10 protein-coding genes are annotated in these 20,578 nt (G+C 42.9%); 6 read left to right on the forward strand and 4 right to left on the reverse strand.

All coding sequences use genetic code 11. The features are described 5' to 3' along the window. Positions 1-7: 7 nt before the first annotated feature. The 5 genes from HMPREF9010_RS21130 to HMPREF9010_RS21110 all read left to right on the forward strand — a co-directional run bounded on the left by HMPREF9010_RS21130 (position 8) and on the right by HMPREF9010_RS21110 (position 10,334). On the forward strand, positions 8-1,873 hold the full coding sequence (locus HMPREF9010_RS21130; RefSeq protein ID WP_004312055.1) for a RagB/SusD family nutrient uptake outer membrane protein: 1,866 nt from the start codon (positions 8-10) through the stop codon (positions 1,871-1,873). Positions 1,874-1,901: 28 nt separating this feature from the next. Continuing rightward, on the forward strand, positions 1,902-3,794 hold the full coding sequence (locus tag HMPREF9010_RS21125) for a DUF5006 domain-containing protein (RefSeq protein ID WP_004312054.1): 1,893 nt from the start codon (positions 1,902-1,904) through the stop codon (positions 3,792-3,794). Between the two features lie 107 nt (positions 3,795-3,901). Beyond that, a complete protein-coding gene (locus tag HMPREF9010_RS21120) occupies positions 3,902-6,226 on the forward strand; it encodes a family 20 glycosylhydrolase (RefSeq protein WP_008646958.1) in 2,325 nt (774 codons plus the stop codon). A 72-nt stretch (positions 6,227-6,298) separates the two neighbouring features. Then, on the forward strand, positions 6,299-7,432 hold the full coding sequence (locus HMPREF9010_RS21115) for an acyltransferase family protein (protein WP_004312052.1): 1,134 nt from the start codon (positions 6,299-6,301) through the stop codon (positions 7,430-7,432). Between the two features lie 22 nt (positions 7,433-7,454). Then, positions 7,455-10,334, forward strand: a complete 2,880-nt coding sequence (locus tag HMPREF9010_RS21110) for a hypothetical protein (RefSeq protein ID WP_004312051.1) — start codon at positions 7,455-7,457, stop codon at positions 10,332-10,334. A 200-nt stretch (positions 10,335-10,534) separates the two neighbouring features. Here HMPREF9010_RS21110 and HMPREF9010_RS21105 read toward each other — a convergent pair whose 3' ends face one another. After that, positions 10,535-12,214, reverse strand: coding sequence for a SulP family inorganic anion transporter (locus HMPREF9010_RS21105; RefSeq protein WP_008646959.1), 1,680 nt, complete (start codon positions 12,212-12,214; stop codon positions 10,535-10,537). A gap of 248 nt (positions 12,215-12,462) precedes the next feature. Here HMPREF9010_RS21105 and rbr point away from each other — a divergent pair, with 248 nt between their 5' ends. Then, positions 12,463-13,041 (forward strand): rubrerythrin, encoded by a 579-nt coding sequence (rbr, locus tag HMPREF9010_RS21100; protein WP_004312048.1) that lies wholly within the window; start codon positions 12,463-12,465, stop codon positions 13,039-13,041. Positions 13,042-13,171: 130 nt separating this feature from the next. Here rbr and HMPREF9010_RS21095 read toward each other — a convergent pair whose 3' ends face one another. The 3 genes from HMPREF9010_RS21095 to HMPREF9010_RS21085 all read right to left on the reverse strand — a co-directional run bounded on the left by HMPREF9010_RS21095 (position 13,172) and on the right by HMPREF9010_RS21085 (position 20,556). After that, positions 13,172-17,125 carry a hybrid sensor histidine kinase/response regulator transcription factor gene (locus tag HMPREF9010_RS21095; RefSeq protein WP_008646961.1) on the reverse strand — a complete coding sequence of 1,318 codons (3,954 nt, stop codon included), beginning with the start codon at positions 17,123-17,125 and terminating at the stop codon, positions 13,172-13,174. Between the two features lie 114 nt (positions 17,126-17,239). After that, a complete protein-coding gene (locus tag HMPREF9010_RS21090; RefSeq protein ID WP_008646962.1) occupies positions 17,240-18,943 on the reverse strand; it encodes a hypothetical protein in 1,704 nt (567 codons plus the stop codon). Positions 18,944-19,002: 59 nt separating this feature from the next. After that, positions 19,003-20,556 carry a RagB/SusD family nutrient uptake outer membrane protein gene (locus HMPREF9010_RS21085; RefSeq protein WP_008646965.1) on the reverse strand — a complete coding sequence of 518 codons (1,554 nt, stop codon included), beginning with the start codon at positions 20,554-20,556 and terminating at the stop codon, positions 19,003-19,005. Positions 20,557-20,578: the final 22 nt, after the last annotated feature.

A 20,578-nucleotide genomic window follows, 5' to 3' on the forward strand; every position in this document is an offset into this window, starting at 1 on the left:
GAACATCATGAAAAAGAAAATAATTATACTGACTGCTTTTATAGGGCTGGTGTTGTCCGCTTGTTCCGACTTTTTGGATCGGCAACCGTTGACAATGCCTGAAAACGAAGGCTTCCTGGCTGGTCGCGAACAAGTAGAGAACTATATCAATGCTTTATATACTTCATTGCCGGCTCCGACGCAATATGGAATGAGTGTCCGTGGTGAAGAGGTGAACAGCGATAACATTTTGGCTGAAAAATATGACAGACGCCTGAATGGTGAGAATAATCAGTTCAGTGGCTCGACCGATTGGGAAAAAGGCTATCAGAACCTGCGTAATGTCAACTACTTCTTTCACTATTATAAAGTTGATGCAGGACTTGAGACTGCTGAAGTACTCTCGCTTAGAGGAGAAGCCTATTTTTTGCGTGCTTATTGGCATTTCTACCTGCTCACCCGTTTTGGAGATATACCTATAATGGATGATTTTTGGGATGAAAACGCTACGGTAGCCGGCTTACAGAAACCTGCGTCCAAGCGTGCGGATGTTGCCCGTTTTATATTGAATGACTTGAAGGCCGCTATCGGTGAAATTCCGGAAGCACGTGCAAATTTATTTACGCGTAGTAAATATCAGGGACTGCGTATCAGTAAGGAGGCCGCTACTATTTTGGCTATGCGGGTGGCGCTTTATGAAGGTTCGTGGGAGAAATACCACAAAGGTACTAAGTTTGCAACGGAAGACAATTCTACGGAATTTTTTCAGGAAGTATTGAACTGGGGAGACCAGCAACTTTTTACTGCTGGCTTGACATTGAATACGAAAGACACTGATAAGGAGTATGTAAATACCGAAGATGCTTTTGCACACTTATTTAATAAGGAAGATCTTTCTCAAATACCGGAAGCTGTTCTGTGGAAAAAGTATTCAGTGGCTGATGGTGTCTTTCATAATTTGGGTGGTTTACTCGCTTCAGGAGCAGTAGATGGCCAGGGACCGTCCGGCCTGTCAAAGTCATTGGTGGATAACTATTTAAATGCCGATGGAACTTTTATTAATCCCAAAGACGAGAAGTTCAAGGATTTTAATGAAACATTTGAGGGACGGGATGCGAGACTTCTCGTTACAGTAATGCATACCGGATGTAAATATCGCTCTAATGCAGGTTCTTCTTCCAATAAGCCGATGAATGTGAGGGCTTATGATGCGACAGGCACTGATGATGAAATGAAAGAAAAGAATAAAGATATTGTCTCTCCTAACTTGAACGGCGACGGTAATAGCAAGAGTGTTACCGGATTCCATATCAGATTAGGTATTGACACTACTTATGTGGAAGGGAATACGCAGACTGGCATTATCCTGTTCCGGTATGCGGAAGGATTACTTTGTTATGCTGAAGCAGCGGCAGAATTGGACAAATGGAGCGACGATGTATTGAACAAAACATTGAAACCCTTGCGCGAAAGAGCAGGCGTGACATGGATAGAGCCGCAAGCAGATGCTAATTTCCCATTTACCGGGCTTACTCCCTTGATACAGGAAATTCGTCGTGAAAGACGTTCGGAACTGGCACTTCAGGGATTCCGTCTGGACGATCTGATGCGTTGGGCGGAAGCCGGAACATTGAAAGGAATCAACGGTCGTGGCAGGGGTGCATATCTGGGCGAAGAGAGTGTCCTTTACAAAAGCTTTTCACCCAAAGGGCGCGAATCATTGGAATTGGTATTGAAAGATAACGACGGGTGGATGGATCCGTTACAGCAATATTTGCCTGAGGGTTACCTTTTCGACCTGAACCGGGATTATTTATTACCGATACCACCGGATGAACTGCAATTAAACCATGAATTGAAACAGAATCCGGGCTGGGGAGATGTTAGCGAATAAGTATCTCAATTTAATAAATTACACAATTATGATAAAAAGAATACTATATACATTTTTACCTGTTTGCCTGCTTTCAATAGGTTTTGCAGGGTGCGAGGACGATGCGGTAGAACCACTGCCGGAAACTGTACCTTTAATAGTGGAATCAAGTGCCAAGAGCTTTGTAATGGGTGAAGAGCTTACCCTTACTTTGAAAGTGAATGACGCTAAGAATCCGGAACGTGTGACAAACGAAGATTTTGATATTTATCTGACTGCTAAGGACGGAGAAAAAGATGTATCAAAGACAGCCTTTAAAGCATTTCCTTCAATGGTTACCTTCCCGAAGGGAGTCAGTTCTTTTGATATAAAACTACCGATTACAGAAAGTGGAATTAAGCCCAAACAAAAGTTGTATGTGAATGTAATGTCGTTTGTACGTGGCTATACGGTGACTAATCCAACTCAATCGATTGTTATTTCTGATCTCCATTACACAGTTGTATCAATAAAAAATAATTCGGACAGGGTTATTGACGAAGGTGATGAGTTTACTATTTTGGCAGAAGTTCCTGTGCCGGTCACGGATGATATGGATATCCATATCACTGTACCTGATGAGCAAAAAGATTTCTATGTAACGTTACCCCCCGTCACATTGACGATAAAGGCAGGAGAAAAATCTGCAGAAGTGAAAGTTAAAACTAAACACAATATGGAACCTACCAAAACGGAAACGTTGACTTTGAATTTTACGACCGTTTCTGCAGTTCATCCGTTGGATAATGAAACATTGGAAATTACGATGAAGGACCTCGAAGCTGAAAAGGGAGATGGGATTCTTGATGAGCGTTGGGTTTACGAACGTCCGGGAATTGCATTTGCTTCAAGTGGCAGGTTGGCAGCAGCCAAGACACAATATGGAGATGATAAGGTTGTTGAAATGAAAGAACTGGATCCGCATCCCAATACAGATTTAGCTACGGCAGGCTGGAAGTTCTACAATGCATGGGAATTCCATAGTTTCGGAAATACAGGTGATATGTGGAATACTAATGGTGCAGGTAATTCATGGGGTAATAAAGTTCCTCTGTTTTTGGCAGATCGTAATACGGTGATTGTACAGAATCATGCGGCTTGTGTCAATGTGCAATTCTCTAATATAACCGATCAAGGATATCTGAAGATGATAGAAATGAAAGTTCCGTCGAAGGGTACAGGGCCGGCAGCAGGAAAAGATAGGGATTATGGTACTGCTGCTTTCTATGGATGTGGAGTTAATACTACATATAAAGCTAATAGTCAGTTAATATCAGAAGGTTGCAGAATGGAAATTCGTGCCCGGCTTCGTGGTGAGAAAAATGGCTTTAACATGGGGATTTGGCTGATATCTGATGAGTCGGGTAAATATAATACTTACACGGAAGTTGATATTCTCGAAAATCCGACAGGTCCTGTTACAGGAAATAAAGCGCATCAGACATTCCATACGGGAATTTCAGGAACCGATAAAAAAACTCAAACTGCAAATCATACGATAAATATAAATGAATGGAACATTTATTGGTTTGAGTGGCGTTCTGATTCGGAAGTCGCACTGGGCATTAATGGGCAAGAGACTGTATGCTATAAAAAAGCTGATTGTCCTGCAGGCTATTGGACTTTTACAGATGAACAAAACTTAAATGGGTTGAAATTTATTCTTACCATGGGAGCACCTAATAAATGGGGGCTTGGAGGTGGAACTGAGGTTAATGGTGTATGGTCTCCTGATGCCGGCTGGGATTCTGGTTTTGCAAGCTATGATAATTATGAACGGGATCGTGATAATAATGCTATTCCTCGTTTGGAAATAGATTGGGTTCGTACTTATATAAATAAATCTTCAGTAGCAGAGTATGACCAAGGTAGAAATAGGCATACAGGAACGAAGTTTTATTAATTCTTAGTTGCCTTAATCAAATTTCGCAAGTGCCTTATTCAGTCTTCAATAAAAAGGGGCAAAGAGGTACTTGCGATTTTTTTAATAAATAAACTGACTGTCAAACCATGACGAAATACATCTTAATCATTTGTATGCTGTTTGCATCCATATCGGGTGCATGCGCGGACAACTTGACATCACCCCCTGTTTCAATAGTTCCCCGTCCGGTGCAGGTCGTGCCGGGCGAGGGTAACTTCACCTTCTCCGCCCGAACCTTGTTTTCGGTAGAGAACCATGAGCAGGCTGTCATCGTCCGCAACTTTATAAACTTATTCAAGAGAAGTTCGGGAATAACCCCACAGTTGGCAATAGGTAGCAGTGAGAAGAGTCATGTCCGTTTTACGACTGACTCTTCTTTAAAAAGCGAAGCCTACCAGTTGGAGATTACTCCGGAGCAGATACAAGTAAAAGCATCGGATATAAAAGGCTTTTTCTATGCATTGCAGACCATCCGCCTGCTGTTGCCGTCGGCTGTCGAAGGCAACCGTCGGGTTGAGAATATCCAATGGAGCATTCCCGCGGTAACCATTCAGGATGAACCGCGCTTCGGCTATCGGGCATTGATGCTGGATGCCGCCCGCTTCTTCATTCCCAAAGAGAACGTGTTGCGTATCATCGACTGCATGGGCATGCTCAAAATCAATACGCTTCATTTCCACCTCACGGATGATAACGGCTGGCGGGTAGAAATCAAGAAATATCCCCGCCTGACGGAAGTGGGTGCATGGAGAGTGAACCGCATGGATGTTCCTTTCTATTTCCGCCGTAACGCCGAACCGGGAGAACCGACCCCTATCGGAGGATTCTATACGCAGGAAGACATCAAGGAAATGGTGGCATACGCTGCCGACCGCCAGATAGAGGTTATCCCCGAAATAGATATGCCCGCCCACAGCAACGCCGCACTGGCTGCCTATCCGCAACTGGCTTGCCCTGTGGTGAATAGTTACATTGGAGTCATTCCGGGCTTGGGCGGAGGAAATTCGGGAGTGATTTACTGTGCCGGAAACGACAGCGCCTTTACATTTCTGCAAGATGTTCTGGACGAAGTGATGGCAATCTTCCCCTCGCGATATATTCATTTGGGAGGAGATGAGGCGCAGAAAGGATTCTGGAAGAAATGCCCGCTTTGCCGGCAGCGCATGAACAAAGAGCATCTTGCCGACGTAGAAGATCTGCAAGGTTATTTCATGAAACGGATGAGCGACTATGTACGCAGCAAGGGACGCGAAGTGATAGGTTGGGACGAACTGACAAACAGCAGTTTCCTGCCCGAAGGCGTTATTATTCAAGGTTGGCGCGGACTCGGCGCGGCTGCCTTGAAAGCTGCTGAAAAAGGACACCGGTTCATTATGACTCCTGCCCGCATCATGTACCTGATCCGCTATCAGGGCCCGCAATGGTTTGAACCCCAGACCTATTTCGGCAATAACACACTGAAGGACGTCTACGATTACGAACCTGTGCAGGCGGACTGGAAACCGGAATATGCTTCCTTACTTATAGGCGTACAGGCATCCCTATGGACGGAGTTCTGCAACAAACCGGAAGATGTGGACTATCTGCTCTTTCCCCGTCTGGCCGCCCTTGCGGAAGTGGCATGGACGAAGAAAGAACGCAAGGATTGGACTTCATTCCTGAAAGGACTGGATGTCTATAATGAACATCTGACAGCTAAAGGTATCGTCTACGCCCGTTCGATGTACAACATCCAGCATACGGTCACTCCAAACGACGGGATGCTCGAAGTGAAACTGGAATGTATCCGCCCCGACATGGAGATACATTATACGACGGATGGAAGCGAGCCTACGGCAACTTCATCGCTCTACGAAAAAATAGTGCCTGTAAAAGAGCCGCTTACACTGAAAAGTGCTACTTTTGCGCAAGGCAGGCAGATGGGAAAAACATTGATACTCCCTGTCCGGTGGAACCTGGCTACCGCCAAACCTGTATCGGGAGACAGTCCGTCTGTAAAGCTCCTGACGAACGGAATACGTGGAAGCTTGAAATATTCGGATTCCGAATGGTGCACTTGGAATGATAATGATTCCGTCTCTTTTACAATTGACCTGCTGAAGCCGGAAACGCTGAACACATTGACATTGGGCTGCATCACGAACAATGGGATGGCTATCCATAAGCCGTCGTCCGTGAAAGTGGAAGTTTCGGATGACAACTCTAGTTTCTGCGAAGCTGCCATGCGGAGTTTCACGCCCGAAGAGATTTTTCGTGAAGGAAACTTTATAGAAAACTTGCCGTTGAAGCTGAGAGGTACACAAGCGCGTTACGTACGTGTGACAGCCAAAGGCCCGGGAGTTTGTCCGGCATCTCATGTACGGCCGGGACAGGTGTCGAGAATCCTTTTTGACGAAATGATACTGGAATAAGGCAAAGGGTACAAACATGAATAAAGCGACATTGGATAAAACGATAATCAAGTTTATACAAAAGCTATACTTATGAAAAACAAATTACCGGAAAACAATTCCATCCGTCTTGCCTCATTGGATATTCTAAGAGGTTTCGATTTATTTCTCCTGGTCTTTTTTCAACCTGTATTCGTGGCATTGGCACGGCAGATGAATATGTCATTTCTCGATAGCATACTTTATCAGTTTGACCATGAGGTTTGGGAGGGATTCCGTTTCTGGGATTTGGTAATGCCGCTTTTCCTCTTTATGACGGGAGCTTCCATGCCGTTCTCACTATCGAAGTATATAGGGACTACGGGAAGTTATTGGCCTGTGTATCGGAGAATCCTGAAGCGTGTTTTTCTCCTGTTTATCTTCGGAATGATTGTTCAGGGAAACCTGCTCGGTCTGGACGCCACGCATCTTTATTTGTATTCCAATACATTGCAGTCTATTGCTGTCGGTTATCTTATTGCTGCGGTCATTCAGTTGCACTTCCCGTTCAAGTGGCAGGTAGGGATAACGTTGCTACTCCTTCTCGTCTACTGGGTTCCGATGACGTTTTTGGGGGATTTCACACCGGCGGGGAACTTTGCGGAACAAGTGGACAGATGCGTTTTAGGGCGATTCCGTGACGGTGTTTTCTGGAATGAGGACGGAACCTGGAGCTTCTCGCCATCCTACAACTATACATGGATGTGGAGCAGCCTGACATTCGGAGTGACCGTCATGCTCGGAGCGTTTGCCGGAAAGATAATGAAAGAGGGCAAGGCAAATCGGAAAAGGGTGGTGCAGACGTTGCTAGTTGTCGGACTTGCTCTTGTTGGCCTGGCGTTACTGTGGAGTTTGCAGATGCCTGTTATCAAACGTATCTGGACAGGCAGCATGACCCTGCTTTCCGGCGGCTATTGCTTTCTGCTGATGGCATTGTTCTATTACTGGATTGATTATAAAGGATATACCCGGGGATTGAACTGGCTGAAAGTGTATGGCATGAATTCCATTACGGCGTATCTGCTGGGCGAAGTTGTGAATTTCCGTTGCGTTGCCGCTTCGGTCAGTTACGGGCTCGAACAATATCTGGGTGGTTATTACTCCGTATGGCTTACCTTCGCCAATTATCTGATTGTCTTTCTCCTGTTGAGGGTGATGTATAAGCGCGGATTATTTTTAAAGGTTTGATAAATGAAAGAATAAAAATAGTATGATTAAACGAATATATTTGCTGTTGATGTTGTTTGGAGGATGTTTGTTTTCCATGAGGGCAGCTGTAAAGGAAGAGATTTATGTCAATCATATAGCAGATACTGTGGAGATTGGCAATGAATTCCTCGCTCGCAAGTTTCTGGTGAAGAATGATAAAGTCCGCACGTGCATGATTGAAAATAAGCGTATGGGGAAGGAAGTTTCCCGTATTATTCCCGAAACCATTTCGGAGGATTTTATCATCCGTACGTTGAGTGCGGATTCGGTCGTTGCGGATATTCATTCTTCTGATCTTTTCTTGCAGAGAGTACAGGTCACGGATGAAGGGAAGAACGGCAAGAAGCTGGTTTTCCATTATAAGGGCTTCCGCCATCAGGAGGTGGACTGGCAGGTGGACATGGTTCTTACATTGGAGGAAGGGAAGCACTATATGAGGAAATATCTGGAGATTACCGTCCCCGATTCGCAACGCCATCTGGCGCGTCTGGATTATATTGATTTCGAGCCGATGAGCCTTCCCGAAGGATATGCTGTCTGGACGCATCCGGTGATGGAACAGGGAGTGGGCGGTGTCAGCGGATATTACATCTCTTTGGGGCAACCAGTGTACATACAGGGCATGTTCTTCGGACTTGAATTTCCGGCTTCGGAGACGGAGATTGAGGGTGATCGGAAAGTACGTATCCGCTATTATTCGGGAAAGAGCTTTGAGATGCTTGCTTCGGAAGGCCGTCTGGCGGACAGCGGGACGTTTACCACCTGGAAAGAAGTGACCGGTGCCACCCGCAGTACGGATATGGATGTCATTCAGACGGACTTTTTCAGTTATATCCATGATATTTCCGTTCCGGTCGACTTCCGTATCCAGTACAATTCATGGTATGACTTTATGCTCGACATCAACGAGAACAATATCCTCGACTCTTTCCGTGAAGTGGAACGCGGACTGACGCAGAACGGAGTTCGTCCGATTGACTCTTATGTGGTGGACGACGGTTGGAATGCTTACGGTCCGTGGCAGGAAGAGAACAAGGCCAAATTCTGGTCGTTCAACAGCAAATTCCCGAACGAACTGTCCACCCCTTCGGATTTGTCACACCGTTTGTCCTCTAATTTCGGATTGTGGCTGGGCCCCCGCGGAGGTTATAATTATTATATCAAGTTCGCGCGGTTTCTGGAAGAAAACGGGAATGGAAAACTGAACTGCAACTCAAGTGATATTTGCACCAACCATAAGGTGTACTGCGAGAAACTGAAAATGTTTTTTCTGGACTGCCAGCAACGGTTTGACGTGAATTACTGGAAACTGGACGGTTTTCTGGTTCGTCCGCCGCAACCCGACCCGCAGGGGAATTATATCTCCGGCGGTTATCAGGGAATGTGTTATGTCACCGAGCATTGGGAACGTTGGATTGATATATTTCAGGCGATGCGCGACCAGCGCGGGGCGAAAAGGAATGATTTGTGGATTAACCTGACGTGTTATGTCAACCCCAGCCCGTGGTTCTTGCAATGGGGAAACTCCGTGTGGATGCAGAACTCGCAGGACATCGGGCGGTTGAACGTAAAACGCCCGTCACAGCTTGACCAACTTTTGTCTTACAGGGACGACCGTTATTTCGATTTTGTGAAGACACGCGCGTTCCAGTTCCCTTTGGCGCATCTTTATAACCACGACCCGATTTATGGCAATACCGCCAATCTCGCCGGAAAGATGGATGATGATGAATTCCGCACTTACCTGATGATGATGGCTACCCGCGGCAGTGCTTTCTGGGAACTTTATTATAGCTATAACATGATGAACGAGGGGCAGAAATGGGTGATAAATGCCGATGTACTGCACTGGATTAACGACAACTATGAGACTCTGAAACATGCTAAACTGATAGGACAGACTCCCGCAAAAGGAACTCCTTACGGCTATTCGGCATGGTCGGGACAGGAAGGGATTATTTCTGTCCGCAACCCGTCCGATGAAGTGAAAGAGTTTACCTTCCCGCTCGACCGCACTATCGGAATGCCTGAAGGATTGAAAGGATTGCATCGTACCTATGTGTGGGCGTACCGGACGGATGAACAGAAGGCAGAGGACACGGAGAACCATTTGTTTGATTATGGCGGACAAATCTCCCTTAGTTTGCAGCCGGGTGAAGTGCGGATTTGGAAATTCAGTACCGTGCCTGATAAGGAAGCCCCTGCTCTGCGGATAGTGAAGACCACCTCTCCGACTTCCCTGACGGTCGAGCTTAATGAGCCTGTGATACTGAAAGACGGAATATTTTCCGTTTCGGGAAATGAGGTAACCGCTACTTCGCTTTCAGCGGACAGGCGTGTCGTGACACTAACATTGGCTCGTGAAATGAGAGAAGATGATAAATACCGCCTGAATATTTCGGGAGTGACAGATGACGCAGGAAATACGGAAGCATTGCGCACCGCTTTTTTCTATTTCGAGAATCAGGAGATACCTGTTTTGACAGGAGTCAGTGGCAGCGGGGATTTTAATCTGTCTTTCTGTTTGAAAACCGATAAGAACGCTGTTTCCTTGTTGCGTCAGGGAAAAGACATTTTGGTGGATTTGGATGCGGAAGGGCGGCTTGTATTCGTGGTAAAAGGGTTGAAAGTCGTATCCGGACAGGCTGTTGATGATGATAAAGAGCGCATTGTGTCTTTATGCCGTGAGAAGAATGGAATGTTGAAAATCTATCTGAATGGTGAATTGGAGCAGTCGGTTTATGATGTGGCAATAGTGAATCCGAATATTAAAGCAACTCCGGTTATTGTAAATGCTTCATTAGAGAATACTCTCGGACAGTTGAAGATTATGAATCGTGCGCTTGATTATAAAGAAAACAAGAACATGGTTCTGAAATAAAAGAGGTTGTGACTGTATCAAATAGAGGTCAGCATGATAGAATAAATGATGATAATATCCTGTTTGCAGGAGATATAGATGCTGTGTGTTGGATATATAGATCCAACACGCAGGTCATATATGCCGTACACATTGGATCTATATGTCCAATACGCACGGTATATATGGCTTACAGGCTTACAAGTAGCTGATAAACAGCACTATTTTACCAGACTTTTTGCCCTCTCCAATGCTACATTGATATTCGGGCAGATATTCTCTTTTCCCAGCAACTCGTAGAATCCGGCTTTTTCCAGTACATTATGCACGTTCTCGTTGACTCCGGAAAGGATAACGGTAGTCTTTTCCTTCTGTGACATTTCGCAGAGAGTAGTCAGGTTGTGAATCCCTGTGGAATCGATGAACGGAACCTTGCGCATACGGATGATACGTACTTTGGGGCGGTCTCCCAGTTGTGTCATTGTCTCTTCAAACTTGGTAGCGATACCGAAGAAATAAGGGCCGTTGATTTCGTATACCTCTATGCCTTTGGGAATCATCAGGTTTTCTTCGTGTACGGCAATATCCGATTCCTTGTTCGGGTCAATCTCGTCGGTAATCACCGAGATTTCGGTAGTCTCCATGACACGCTTCATAAAGAGGACGCAGGCAATGACCAATCCTACCTCGATAGCGACAGTCAGGTCGAAGATAACGGTCAGGAAGAACGTGATAAGCAGTACGGTAACGTCCGATTTCGGATTCTTCAGTAAAGCTCTGAATACACGCCATCCGCTCATGTTGTAAGATACGATGACCAGTACGCTGGCAAGGCATGCCATCGGAATATATTGTGCGAGTGGCATCAGGAAGAGCAGAATCAACAGCAATACTACTGCATGAATGATTCCGGCTATCGGTGTCTTACCCCCGTTGTTGATATTCGTCATGGTACGGGCGATAGCACCTGTGGCGGGAATACCTCCGAACAAAGGGGCTATGATATTGGCTGCTCCCTGTGCGATCAGTTCTGTATTGGAATCGTGGCGGTCGCCTATCACACCGTCGGCTACAGTGGCAGACAGCAGGGATTCGATAGCTCCCAATACGGCAATGGTGATAGCCACCGGAAACAATTCCCTGATAGCTTCCCAATCCAGCGCAGGCACAACGGCATCGGGCAACTCTGATTTAATGGTGAAGCGGTCACCGATGGTCTGGATGCAGTCGATTCCTCCGAAGGTTTTCATCAGGTAAACGGCTACCGTGACTACGATGATGGCAATCAGCGAGCCGGGAATTTTCTTTGAGAACTTCGGAGTGATAGCGATGATAATAATGCTGACAATACTAACGATGGTATTCCACCAGTTGATTGTATCGAAGTGACGGAAATAAATCATCCACTTCCCGACGAAGTCTCCCGGCACTTTCTCGTCTCCGAAAGATAAACCGAAAATATCGGCGATTTGGGTCGTGAAAATAGTGACAGCGATACCGCTGGTAAATCCGACGATGATAGGATAAGGGATGAACTTGATAACTGCTCCGAGCTTGAATACTCCTAATAATACAAGGAGTACGCCCGCCATCAGAGTGGCTACAATCAGTCCGGCCTCTCCGTATTGTTGTATGATGCCATAGATAATGACGATAAATGCTCCTGTGGGACCGCCAATCTGGACTTTGCTGCCACCCAACAGGGAAATGATGAATCCCGCAATGATAGCGGTGATAATACCTTTTTCGGGCGAAACTCCCGAAGCGATACCGAAAGCAATAGCCAGAGGAAGCGCCACGATACCTACGATAATGCCGGCCATCAGGTCCGCCATAAACGTTTCTTTCGAATAATTCTTTAGACAAGAAACCAGTTTGGGTTTAAATTCAAATAGCTTCATTTTTAGATGTTGTTATACGTATATTCCGTCTTTTTTGTAAAGTAGATGTTGCAAAATTAGATAAAATAATCGAAATAAGTATGTTTTTGAACATACTATTTGTCTGTTGATAGATTTCATCAATGAGGCAATCGATTTTATTCATCAAAAAAAGATGGTTTATTATGAACAAATCGCTTATATTTGCGTTATAAATAGTACGACAAGTTACGTTTGGTAATCAACCAATTTTAAAATAGATTAGAATTATGGCTAAGAGTATTAAAGGAACTCAAACAGAGAAAAATCTGTTGACTTCATTCGCAGGAGAATCACAGGCAAGAATGCGTTACACTTATTTCGCAAGTGTGGCTAAAAAAGAAGGCTACGAACAAATTGCAGCTATTTTCACTGAAACTGCCGATCAGGAAAAAGAACATGCAAAACGTATGTTTAAGTTCCTCGAAGGCGGTATGGTAGAAATCACTGCCAGCTATCCGGCCGGTGTAATTGGTAATACACTTGAAAATCTTCGCGCTGCCGCAGCGGGTGAACATGAAGAATGGTCACTGGATTATCCTCACTTTGCTGATGTGGCAGAACAGGAAGGTTTCCCGATGATTGCTGCTATGTACCGCAATATCTCCATCGCAGAAAAAGGTCACGAAGAAAGATATCTTGCCTTCCTGAACAATATCGAAAATATGACTGTATTCGCTAAAGAAGGCGAAGTGGTATGGCAATGCCGTAACTGCGGTTACATTGAAATCGGTAAGGAAGCTCCCGAAGTTTGTCCGGCATGTCTGCATCCACAGGCTTATTTCGAGGTGAAGAAGGAAAACTATTAATCTACGGATGGATAGATAAATCTCGGATGATTTAGATAAAGAAAATGCCGCTTGCAGTAATCTACAAGCGGCATTTTTTGGTAACGAGAAATACAAATTGCTATCTGAATGACAGATTGGCAGGATTTATCTATTGATTCCGGTAATCCTTGGGAGATACACCGTATTGCTTTAAAAACTCCCGATAGAAATAAGATTTATTAGAGAATCCACATTTGAACATAATCTCGGATACGGTCAACTTGGTTGTCCTTAATAACTTGGCTGCATATTCCAGTCTGATGCCTCGTACAAATTCACTCGGAGTCTTATCTATTATTTCTTTGAACTTCCGATATAAGGTAGCTTTGCTCACTCCTACAAATTCGGCAATAGAAGAAGGGCTTAATAACTCATCATCTATATTATTCTTTATGAAGTCTGTTACATTCTGTATTAACTCTTCGTCTTCCGGATGAAGAACAATCCCGTCTTTTACTTTCACAGAAGACATGCTGGAATTGAAATAGTCCTTTAAAAGCATTTGTCTCGACAGCAGATTCTCTATGGTGGATATCACCTGCCTCGGGTGAAATGGTTTGACGATATAAGCATCCGCACCATGGTTAAAGGCATTAATCTGGTCTTCTACAGAAGCCTTTGCCGATATTCCTATGATTGGAATATAACTTGTTTTCAAATCGGATTTCAATTTATTAATCAAGCTCAAGCCGTCCATGTTGGGCATGACAATATCACTTATAATAATATCAGGATGATTATGTTCTATCTCTTTCAAAGCCTCTACGCCGTCTTTTGCTTCGTGTATCACATAATCAAAGAGGACATCTTTCAGCAGGTCTCTGATATTCTTTTCATCTTCCACTATCAGTATGACAGTATCTTTGCGAGGGGATAAGTGATCCTGCCCGTTCTTTTCTTTCTGCAACGAATCTTTTTCATCCGTTACAACAAGTGAATGATCGGATGGCAAAGAAGGAATCACGACTGAAAATTCAACACTTTTTCCCAGTTCACTATTTACACTTATCTGCCCGCCTAATAATTCAACCAGACTCTTTGTTAGATTTAAACCTATGCCATTGCTGACAGAGTTACCCAATTTAGGAGTATCAAATATCTTATACTTATCAAATATCTCTGCCATCTGTTGTTCTGTTAATCCCTTACCGGAATTTCTTACGAGCAAGTATAAGGTTTTATCAGGCTCATTTTGTGATATCTCAACATGAATATATCCATAACGAGGAGTATATTTGAAAGCGTTCGACAGTAAATTGAATATAATTTTTTCCAAAGCATTGCGGTCGGAATAGATCTCTGACGTATCATGAGTCTCTACCTTGAAGTCTATTTTATTCTCTTTCAGGATATCCACATAATTGTTGGAAGCATATTCCATCAATGATTTTACGTTCACATTTTCAGGATGCAAATCCATATTGCTCGATTTAGTTTTACGAAACTCCATCAACTCACTAATCAGCTTCTGCATCCTTTCGGCATTATTCTTTATTATTTGGAGATATTTCTTTGTACTACCATCTAACCCGTCCTGTTCCAACAAGTGCTGTGCAGGTGTATAAATCAAAGTTAGGGGGGTAAAGAATTCATGTGCCACATTGGTGAAGAAATTGAGCCGGGATTCATAAATCTTCTGTTCATGCCGTTTCTCTACCTGGGCTATAAGAACCTGGCGGCTTAACCGTATGCGATTTTTGATAACAGACTTTGTGATGTAGAAGATAATAATGCACAATATGGCATAGATAATCAATGCAGGAACACTAAGCCACCACGGATAACCTACTTTTATAGTTAAGCGATAAATGTTATTTCCCCATACTTTGTCGCCATTCGTGCTCTTCACTTCAAGCTGGTACTCACCCGGAGGAAGTTGGGTAAAGATAATATTCGGGTTATTACCCATCCCCACCCAATCATCCGAGTGGTTTTTCAAGCGATAAGCATATTCACAGTTTTCATTATTAATAAAGTCTTTAGCTATGAAATTGAAAGTCATGAATCTTTCTTCATAGCTAAGTTTCAATACTCCTTTTCTGATTCGTTCATTAATGTCCTGTACCGTATTATATATCTTCAAACTACTTAATATAAGTGGAGGATTAAACTCGCGCAAATGTATATTTCGAGGATTGAAATAACTAAACCCGCTTACTCCTCCAAAGTACAAGAAATCACGATGATCCTTGAAGAAAGCTCCATCCGAGAATTCATCATTCTGCAATCCGTCATTCAAAGTATAATTATCTATTTTATTGTTTTTTACATTCAGGCTAGACAATCCCTGGTTGGTACTGATCCATATCTTTCCTTCGTGGTCTTTTAATATTCCATGAATCGTTTTATTATTCAATTTCTCGTCGGCATATTGTATCAGGTGAAAATCATTCTCCTCCTTTTTCAATTCGTTCAGTCCATAACTTGTTCCTATCCATATATTGGCATCATCACGCAGTAAGCACAATACATCATTATTGGTCAGTAAAATCCGACTGTCCATATCCTCCAATGATTTTATGCTGTTATCTTTCATGTTGATACAGTTCAAGCCTCCGCCACGTGTGCCAAACCATAACATATTGTTTTCCGGATCGGATGTAATGGCATAAACAACATCGTTATTCAATGAGATATTCTTATCCGACGAATTATATTGCCTGAACCCTTTAACGTGATAACGACCTTGCTCTCTGGAAATATTTATTTTGATTAAACCATATCCTGATGTCCCCACCCATAAAAGAGAATCATTGTTCGTAAAATAAATGTTGTACACAGCCTTGAAAGGCGGGTATTTGTCAGGTATCTCTAGCTTTTCCAACCGTCCCGTAGCAGCATTCAATATATTGATTCCGGTTCCTTCCGTTCCGATAAAAATGTCATTCGCTTTATTTCTCCTCAAGGCATAGACAGAATTGGAAATCAATCCTTTACTCTCATTCAGATAATCTGTCAATTCCTTCGTTGCAGGATTCAACAGTTTTATTCCGCTTCCTTTTGTTCCTATCAGAATATTACCATCTTCATCTTCACAAAAACATCTCACAGGATGACTGGTGTGAACGGTTTCAAATAAAGAGTCGTAATGATAAAGTTGAATTAATCCTTGTCCGTCCGTTCCTATCCACAATATGTTCTGACTACCGGAATAAAGAGTGAAGACTGATAACTGGCTGGATAGTTCGTTCAGGTAGGTAAAAGTATTCTTTTTTAAATCATAATGAATACATCCCCCTTCTATAAAGCTGACGTACATCTTGTTCTCTGCTAAAATAACCTGCGATACAGGTTTGCTACTATCCAGCTCAATGCATTGGGAAACTGTAAAGTCGGGATTTAAAAGGAAAAGTTTGTTGTCTTTGTTTAAGATAAATCTGTCTTTCGACAGAAATATCTTATCTACAGGCGTCTGTATGTCGACTGTGCGTAAATCACTCTGTTTTCCTCCGTTAACGAGTAGATTGTAAGTCAGATGCACGGTATTTCCATTATTTAAAAGGAAAAGCATACGATCGGAATCACTCACGGAATAATCCTTTATATGACTTGCAAAGTCTGTGTTAATCGGATTAAACTCATCTTCAGAATCATTGTAGACAAAGAACCCCAGCCCCTTTATGAGGCAGATAATATCTCCTGCCGCACTCTTTCCTAAAATAAAAGACTTTTCCTGATTGGGTACTTTATTATCTGTTCTTAAATAATACCTTGTTATCTGACGGGTTCGTTTATCTAACCGATTGATTCCATTATCTGTTGCTATCCATAAACTGCCCTTACATTCGATAATCTGGCGGATAACGTTATTACTTATAGAATTCGGATTGTTTTTGCTATATCTGAATGTCGTAATTTCTCTTCCATTATATGCATTCAGTCCATCCCATGTCCCAATCCAGATTGTATGTTCTGCATCTTCCAAAATACAGTTTACTGAATTATTTGTCAGTCCGTTAACATTTGATATGTGTTTTGCCACATTAAAAGCATAAGACTTTGTGGAAGTGACAAATGCAATAATCAGAATAAAAAATAATTGTGCGTATAAGATGTTTCTCATGTAAATGAATGTTATTTATACGGTTAGGATAATAGCAAATATAAGGAATTTATTTTATTCCGCGCATATTTTCATCGGTAACGGAGGACTTATACAATTGTGGAATAGTCAAAATTACAAACGATAATCTACGATTTCACCGTCAACAATCAATTTACCATGTTTCTTTGTTTTTTTAGCGGAAGCAGGAATACAAACAATAGTTACGGCATTGTCCGGGTTCAGGATAATGCTTGTTTCGCCGGTACAATTTTTCTTTATGTATTTTTTGGATACCAGATCGTACAAGTCCGTAGGTTCCGTAAAGTGTTGATTCAAGGTTACCTCTTTGGCTTCAAAGTAAGGATTGAATAAAAGGTAAGTAGGATATTTTCTTGTGGAATAAAAATCTGTGGCATTACAATCCAGTTGAAGAATACATTCCACATTAGTAGTATCTACAATAGAGGCTAGCATACCCACCCAAGCCGAACCATACAAACAAATATCTGTAGCTGAAGACATGGTTTTTACTTGATCCCCAATAGCATAGGGACCCTCATCGGACAATAATCCCTGGAACGGTTCAAAGTGATTGCCATGATACAAATCCTTCCTCAATCCTTCATAGCAAATGACGTGTTGAGGATCACCTTCCCAGATAGAACTCGACTGACGGTTGCGGGGGTGCTCATCTGCATAAAATAAGCGACAGGCGTTTGCCAGGTTCAGCATCCACTTGCCTATTGTGGCAGCATAAGCCGGGTTGTATTTTACAATTGGGACAAGTGCGGCAGCTTGTGAAAAGGTGTTCATGGCAAAAGCATATTGTTCATCCTTTTTTTGTCCTACCAATCCGTGTACGTCGTATTTGTTCCAACGCTCACACATCACTCCCCATCCGTCACGGTCTGAATTATTACCGTCGAAGCACCAGTTCAGCATTTTCAGCTCATCATAAGTAGTTCCAAGTTCCGCATTCATGCGCACTGCCAGATAAGCCCCATAGGGCATCATTATCTCATAGAAAGTACCTTCTTTCTGGGGACGGTTTTGCAAGAATGCCATGCATTGGCGTGTAGCATTCAGATACTTTTTATCTTCGTATTTAATCCAGGAGATGTATTGCAACCAAGCAAGTCCTGCGGCTGCATCCGGTTCACGCCATACTTTATTATAGTACCCTTTACGGTTCTTAAAGTTGAAGGCGGTGAAGTTGAAGTCCGGATATTCTCTACCTTCACTCAAGTCTTGAATAGCAGCATACCAATTGTCGATAGTGATCTTCATCGGCTCCTGCATCTCTGTTTTTTGAGGATATAAATCTACCAGCATCGAATAAGCCATTGCCGGCCATATTTCATACCAGAAACTTTCTCCGGCTTTCCTGTCGAGTCCGTTCAATATAAGATTGGTTCCATTCTTCTTGTTGAAGAATTGTCGTATCATTGATACATAATCTTTTCCGTCATCATTGCTTTTGTCTACTCCTATCAGACTTGCACTAATGAGTGAGCCCATAGTGGGAAGAGATTCATAAGAATTTCCCCCTAATCGTCTTTTATCTACATAGCTTGGAAGTCCGAAAGTGCGGAATGGAAAGTTTACTTGCGAATCGTCCCACCAGATAAGAGGCAGGTTCTGTCCTTTGGCGTTGAAATCGTAAAATAGTCTGTCCTGTTTCGTGGCTATATCTTTCCAGTTTTTCATTTTATAGGGGAAAGGTATATTGGGCATATACTGTACTAAGCGGATCTCTTTTTGCTCTATCGGCTTTTGTGCCGGCAGGTTGTTGAGAAAGAAAAAACCTGCTACGAGAAATAATAATGTCTTTTTCATGGTCAGTTGGTTGTTAAAAAAGGGCAGATTATAAAATCCGCCCCCTCATTTTATTCATATTAAAAACCCGGATTTTGGGAAAGAATATTGTTGCTCTTATCCCTTTCACCTTGCGGTATCGGAAACAGATAATCTCTGTCGTCCCTAAAATTGGCACCTTTCGATGTATTATATTTTGTTGCATAAGCACGCATAATGGTTCCGAAACGTTTTTGTCTCATCAGGTCATCCCGTCTCCATCCTTCCATCGCTAATTCACAACGGCGTTCCTTCCAGATGATTTCTTTCAGACGCTCTTGGTCGGTTTCTGTTATGTCGGGCAGTGTATTAGTTGTTGTAGCAGGGATATACGCCTGTTGATCTCTTCTCGGATCTATCGGATTAGTTTTGCGGGCTCTTTCTCTTACATCATTCAGGTAAGGAAGTGCAAGCCCTGGTTTTCCGTTTTCGTTTAATACTTCGGCATACATCAAGAGAACATCGGAATAACGGATCAAACGAATGTTGTAACTAATCATCCAGACGTCGAAACCAGTTTTTTCTACTGCTGGCACAGTCATCTTGTAATCATGATAACCGCTTGGAGATTCAGCATTGTCCTGCGCTTCAGTATCACCTTTATATCTATCACCAGTTTGTGTGAATACATAAGTAATACGTGGGTCATCTGCGTCAAAGGCATCATGGAGATCTTGGGTTGGCACGTGAAATCCATATCCTTGATAACCGGAGATGCGTCTGCTTGTGAAGAAGTGAGGGACATTGGTACCTGTGGCTATGTTTTTGTCATATACTTTGTTGGCAATCTCAAATACTGATTCCGAACTGTTTTCATATTCAGTGCGCCAGTTCATGCCGTAATCACTCAACAATGTATAGTCTTTGTCCACTTCAATAATATCATGAAGTACCGTTTCGGCAGAGGTAAAATCACCTTTGAACATATATGTTTTAGCAAGCATTGTTTTTGCAAAACCGCGTGTCACACGATAAGCATCATCTTCAGAGTAATCTCCTTTTGCAGGAAGTGCGGAGGCATCGGTTAAATCATTCACAATACATTCATATACCTTCTCCAATGGGGAGCGGGGTATTTGCAGTATTTCAGCGGGTTGCATCGGCGTAGTGATTAGAGGCACTTCTCCGAATGTAGTGACCAGACAATAGTACCCGAATGCTCTCAATGCTTTTGCCTCGTTTGCATAACGTTTCAATAGTTCTTCGTTTCCTATTGCATCAGGAGCATAATAAATCACATCGTTACAGCGATTGATTAATCTGTACAGAATCTCCCAACGACGTCCTACTTCACCATTGGTTGTGTAGATCGTAAAGTCGGACAAGTCGCGTACTTCGGCACGGTCATCGTCATTTCCTCCTCCTTTCAGTGCATCATCAGTGCTGCAATCACCTACAAAATAATGATTTAATGCATATTCATTCCAAGTTGTACGTAATTGAAGATAAGCTCCTGTCAAGGCTTGTTCAATATCGCTTTCCTTCTGATAATAATTATCGCTTGTGGTTTTACCATAACTTGGTTCGTCAAGAGAGCAGCTATACAACCCCACTCCGGCAAGAGCCCAGCATATTATAAATAATATTTTTCTCATAATGTAATGTCTTTTTAGCTAG

The organism is Bacteroides sp. 3_1_23, assembly GCF_000162555.1.
GTDB lineage: Bacteria > Bacteroidota > Bacteroidia > Bacteroidales > Bacteroidaceae > Bacteroides > Bacteroides ovatus.

Bases quoted from the DNA above. Each gene is read 5' to 3' on its own strand.
- HMPREF9010_RS21095 (WP_008646961.1), bottom strand. From the start codon at position 17,125: ATGAGAAACATCTTATACGCACAATTATTTTTTATTCTGATTATTGCA.
- HMPREF9010_RS21125 (WP_004312054.1), top strand. From the start codon at position 1,902: ATGATAAAAAGAATACTATATACATTTTTACCTGTTTGCCTGCTTTCA.
- HMPREF9010_RS21105 (WP_008646959.1), bottom strand. From the start codon at position 12,214: ATGAAGCTATTTGAATTTAAACCCAAACTGGTTTCTTGTCTAAAGAAT.
- HMPREF9010_RS21090 (WP_008646962.1), bottom strand. From the start codon at position 18,943: ATGAAAAAGACATTATTATTTCTCGTAGCAGGTTTTTTCTTTCTCAAC.
- rbr (WP_004312048.1), top strand. From the start codon at position 12,463: ATGGCTAAGAGTATTAAAGGAACTCAAACAGAGAAAAATCTGTTGACT.
- HMPREF9010_RS21120 (WP_008646958.1), top strand. From the start codon at position 3,902: ATGACGAAATACATCTTAATCATTTGTATGCTGTTTGCATCCATATCG.
- HMPREF9010_RS21110 (WP_004312051.1), top strand. From the start codon at position 7,455: ATGATTAAACGAATATATTTGCTGTTGATGTTGTTTGGAGGATGTTTG.
- HMPREF9010_RS21130 (WP_004312055.1), top strand. From the start codon at position 8: ATGAAAAAGAAAATAATTATACTGACTGCTTTTATAGGGCTGGTGTTG.
- HMPREF9010_RS21085 (WP_008646965.1), bottom strand. From the start codon at position 20,556: ATGAGAAAAATATTATTTATAATATGCTGGGCTCTTGCCGGAGTGGGG.
- HMPREF9010_RS21115 (WP_004312052.1), top strand. From the start codon at position 6,299: ATGAAAAACAAATTACCGGAAAACAATTCCATCCGTCTTGCCTCATTG.